The organism is Serratia sp. (in: enterobacteria) (genome assembly GCF_046715635.1).
Classification (GTDB): Bacteria; Pseudomonadota; Gammaproteobacteria; order Enterobacterales; family Enterobacteriaceae; genus Chania.
This window is the reverse complement of record NZ_JBKJYW010000550.1, coordinates 1-4,504: the sequence shown is the minus strand read 5'-3', so window position 1 is coordinate 4,504 and position 4,504 is coordinate 1. Positions and strand designations below refer to the sequence as shown.

General features: G+C 48.8%; 6 protein-coding genes. All 6 read right to left on the bottom strand.

The window, feature by feature from the left end; translation table 11 throughout:
- Window positions 1-60 precede the first annotated feature (60 nt).
- Window positions 61-1,593, bottom strand: coding sequence for an IS66 family transposase (gene tnpC, locus ACLQ7H_RS28580; protein WP_411755588.1), 1,533 nt, complete (start codon window positions 1,591-1,593; stop codon window positions 61-63).
- A 66-nt stretch (window positions 1,594-1,659) separates the two neighbouring features.
- Entirely contained in the window at window positions 1,660-1,995 is a 336-nt protein-coding gene (gene tnpB / locus ACLQ7H_RS28575) for an IS66 family insertion sequence element accessory protein TnpB (RefSeq protein WP_411755587.1), read from the bottom strand.
- Entirely contained in the window at window positions 1,989-2,291 is a 303-nt protein-coding gene (tnpA, locus tag ACLQ7H_RS28570; protein ID WP_411755586.1) for an IS66 family insertion sequence element accessory protein TnpA, read from the bottom strand. The genes tnpB and tnpA overlap by 7 nt, the downstream gene beginning before the upstream one ends.
- 489 nt (window positions 2,292-2,780) lie before the next feature.
- Window positions 2,781-3,161: a hypothetical protein gene (locus ACLQ7H_RS28565; RefSeq protein WP_411755585.1), complete on the bottom strand. Its 381-nt coding sequence runs from the start codon at window positions 3,159-3,161 to the stop codon at window positions 2,781-2,783.
- Between the two features lie 205 nt (window positions 3,162-3,366).
- Window positions 3,367-3,840, bottom strand: coding sequence for an Imm26 family immunity protein (locus tag ACLQ7H_RS28560; protein WP_411755584.1), 474 nt, complete (start codon window positions 3,838-3,840; stop codon window positions 3,367-3,369).
- On the bottom strand, window positions 3,840-4,504 hold a 665-nt coding region (locus ACLQ7H_RS28555), incomplete at its 5' end, for an RHS repeat-associated core domain-containing protein (protein ID WP_411755583.1). The genes ACLQ7H_RS28560 and ACLQ7H_RS28555, both read right to left, overlap by 1 nt.

Sequence of the window (4,504 nt, the reverse complement as noted above, 5' to 3'; positions counted from 1 at the left end):
GTAACCGAACGGTGAACTCGTGTTGTGTGATTAAAATAATGTAATAAGCTGACGGGGTAATTAGCTGAAGCGGTTTTCGGCGTAAGGCAATAGTTCATTGATCCGGCTGTTGGGCCAGGTCGGCAAGCGGGTCAGCACATCGCGCAACCAGATATACGGGTCGTGGCCGTTGAGCTTGGCAGTTTCCAGCAGACTCAGGATAGACGCCATCCGTTGTCCTGCACGCAACGACCCTGCAAAGAGCCAGTTCTTGCGGCCTACGGCCACCGGACGGATGTAGTTTTCGGTGCGGTTATTGTCGATGGGTACCCGGCCATCGTCCAGATAGCGCAGTAATGCCGACCAGCGTTTCAAGGTGTAGTCCAGCGCCTTGCGCAGCCCGGAGTTGGGGGCCGTCTGCGTTTGTTGCAACAACAACCACTGATGGAAGGCATCCAGCCGGGGCCGGGCATACCGCTGTCGCCACTGGCACTTTTTATCCGCCGACCGGTGTTTGATTTTGCGCTCAAGCTTATAAAGCTCGCGGATTGTGTCCAGCGCAACCTTGGCCACCGGGCTTTTGTTGGCGGTAAACAACTCGAAGAACTTGCGCCGGGCGTGCGCCCAACACCCGGCCTCAAGCGCCTGACCGCTGTCGAACAACGCCTGGTAACCGGCATAGCCATCGACCACCAGGGTGCCGCGCCAACCCTCAAGCACATCGCGGGCATATTGACCACTGCGTCCCGGTTGGCAGTCATAAAAGACTGTCGACCGTTCAGCACCAAGGGCTGTGATGTAAGCCCACAGGTAACCCCGTTGGGTTTTGCCCTTGCCGGGGTCGAGGATGGACAGCGGGGTTTCGTCAGCCTGCAAGACCGGGTGTTGCAATAACTCCTGATGCAGTGCCTGGGCCAACGGTTTCAGGGCTGCCCCCACCGCACCGAACCAACCCGCCAGCGTACTGCGAGGCAGGTCGACACCGCTGCGTTGGTATATGACTTGCTGACGGTAGAGCGGCAGGTGGTCAAGGCTCTTGGCACACACCACCTGCGCCAGCAGACCGGGACCCGGCAGACCTTTTTCAATCAGTTGTGCCGGTAGCGGTTCGCTGACTACCGTCTCACACTGTTCACAACTGAACTGCGGACGAACATGGCGATGCACGATGAAGCGGGCCGGGACATATTCCAGCCGTTCGCTGATTTCATCCCGGATGAAGCGCAGGGTGTGTCCGCAGTCTGGACAACTGTCGGACACCGGGGCCAGACGCACCTCTTCCCGGGGCAGTTCCGGCGGCAGGGGCTGGCGTTTGGCCACCTGCGGTTTGGGTGCTTTCGGCTCGGGTAACAGGGTAGCCAGTTGCTGCTCGATATCGGCAGCATCAGCCTCGATATCTTCATCGAACAGCCCGCGTTGCTCGCCCTGGAAGGCTTCGCTTTTGCGCCCGAAGCGCCATTGGCGGGCATTTTTCAGGGCCTCTTCTAGTTGCTGGATATAGCCCGCCTGCGTCTGGTTTCGCTGCGTCTGCTGTTCAAGGTCCGCGAGTAATTTCAACGCCAGGGTGCGCAGTTCATCGGGGTCTTTTGAGGCCAGCAGTGCATCGATATTCATGCGGCCATTTTATCAACATGACACCGTATTGTCATTGATAATCAATGCATTAATTCACTATCAACGTCATTTCCACTGAGTCAGGTCGAGTCCTTCAACCCGCTGCCAGTCGATACCTTTCATCAACCAGTCGGCCTGTTCTGGTGACAGTTTCCAGGCAACATCGCCCTGCCTGGGCCAGATAAAATGGCCCTGATGAAGGCGACGAAGACACAGCCAGACACCGTGCTTGTCCCAACGCAGGACTTTGATGCGCGAGCGCGCCTTGTTGCAGAAGACAAAAGCGGCTTCCCCTTGCCAAGGCTGGTGCAGATGGTCGGTAATGTATTGCGTCAGGGTATCAATACCCCGTCGCATATCGACCGGCTCGCGTGCCAGCCAGATGTGTTGTGGCGTTAGCATAGCGATAAGGCCTGCATCACAATCCGTAATTGGACAGGAAGACAGCGGACCGAACAGCCATTGGGGAGATTAAGGGTCACCGTGTCGGTGTCGTTATTCTCAGGCGTAACCCGTTGTGCAGGAATAAAGGCGGAAGGTACGGTAACGGTGGCGTCAACTTGCTGATGTTTGAGCCAGTAATAAAAGGTGGCGATGTTCAAGTCATGCAGACGACAATAGTGTTTTTTAGACAGCCCACTCTGTTGCCAGGCGTCGAGATGCTGCTGCCGTTCACTACGAGAATACCGTATTGTCATATTTTACCTCAGCGTTGTCATATTGACCGAGGTTAGAATGTGATAACGGTGCATCGTTAACAATGTGAGTTCGCCGGACGCTTACGCCAGACCTTCAACTGTACTTATAAAGACCTTAAGGCTGGCAAGCGTTGGCGAAGTGATGTAATGCGCCGTAAGCTGCTCAGCCATATGTTGTAAGGCATGGAAAGCCGGGCCGTCTATCAGTTTGTACGCGGACATCCGGGGCTAATATGTGCTTTAGAGCACGATGGGTTTGTTTCTTACGCGAAAACTGATCATGAAGATTGGCAACATCCGTTTTTGAAGATTGTGTTGAAGCATTCATGTAATACAATTAAGACCTAAAGTCATTTTTAAATACTACAACCTCAGCTACGGTTATGATATAACATAATGTGTTACTGGGTGATTTTTATCGAGGTGTATAATTCTTTTGGCAATATAAACATTGAAAGAGGCCGCTCGCTTCCCCAGTGTTTATTCATATTATTTTATTTTCATTTCAATATTAGCAGCACTGCCATAAAATATTTTATTTACATATTTCACTAATGACTTTAAGTCCGCAGTGCAATTATCTAACAGAATTACCACTCTGGAAGAATTTACTTCTGTTGATTTATTTTCCTTTATTTTAACAACCAGCTCATGCTCACTCAAGGAAATATCACTTATTGCATTTGACACTTCCATTTCGGATAGGTGGGTTTGAATGCCAATTGACTCATCAATATCACCATCATCGAGTCTGGAGATTATCAGGTAACTATTAGGTGATACGGGATCATCGCCAACACCAATGATTAAAACATCATTTTCAGTGTGACAATTTACAGTAGAAGCCAAAATTCTTATTTCATTAAACATTTTATTTCCTCAGCATCTAGCTTTCCAAGCTTTACGTTCTGCACCTTCACCCCAGTTATAAGTCACGTTTGCACCTGTATCCCTCGCAAAAGCATTCATTTTCCTTTACAATAATCACATAGTAGTTTATGAAAAGCGCCTTACCATTCTTAGTTAATAAAGCTGAATTAACAAAAGTTGAACAGTATTAGGCGCAAGTGTTTACTCAAAGAGCGAGCATATTCTTTATATGAAAATCGTTTTTAGGCATGTAAGGTGGATAATTCTCAGATTCTTTATCTGAAACATCCGAAACATTGCCAAACATATCAACTTTCTTACGTTCGCCTAACGAGCCATAAACAAAGTAGATACCCTCAAACGGTTTTATTACGTTCCTCTCGTCATGCCCAATAATCCGCCATTCTCCTGATATCTTTTTATCGAAAAGGCTGTAGCTGTCTAATATCACAGGTATTGATTTTGAATCAGAGTTAAAAATCGCCTTATCATAATCATCCGGGGAGCACGAAAAACAATCAAAAATCTCTGCCGCATGACCAACGCTTACTTTTGCCACGATTTTTCCAAATCCAAATTTATCATTTGATATTTTGAAACAAAATATATCACCTGATTTTAAATATCTGAGCATGGTTCTTGGCTTCTTATCCCAACCCCAAAATTTGATGTCACTCATTAGCATCTCCTTCCAAAACGGCCAGAGCCTTTTTTCTTGCTATCGTAGGCTTCTCTAAATGAATCTGCACGGGTATCCGTTCTACTATGATCGAACGAATTATATTTATTACCACGATTCGTTGAGGATACTGCCTCTCCTATAGTTCCCGTGCGCGTCTCGTATTTTTCCATATAATACTGCTCATACCCTCTAGCCTGACCATATTTGATATTTTCATCTATTGGGATCATACCGGTGCTTCCACCTAACCGTCCAGTCTCTAAGTGTTCCCCTGCTCTTCGAGGTAAATCATTCGTAATACCCACATAGTAAGGGTTACCTATCGGCTTCCCGGTCGCGTCGAGTTCGTATAGTCCATAAACATTGTATCCAGGAGCGTCAACCGATGTTAGACCTAACGGATCGATCCACGAAAGCGGATTTGGTGCGTACTGATAAAGATTCAGTCCTCCCACCAAACCGATCGGATCAGGTGTGATAAACCGCCCAACCTCAGGTGCATAATATCGATAGGTATTGTAGTGCAGCCCGGTCTCTTCATCCATGTATTGCCCAGCATAACGCAGTGGTTGGCGAAACCTTCCCAGTGGCTGGCTGAAGTTGCGCCACATCGCATCGGTCTGCCGTGTCACCTGACCAAACACCCCATACTGCCCCGACC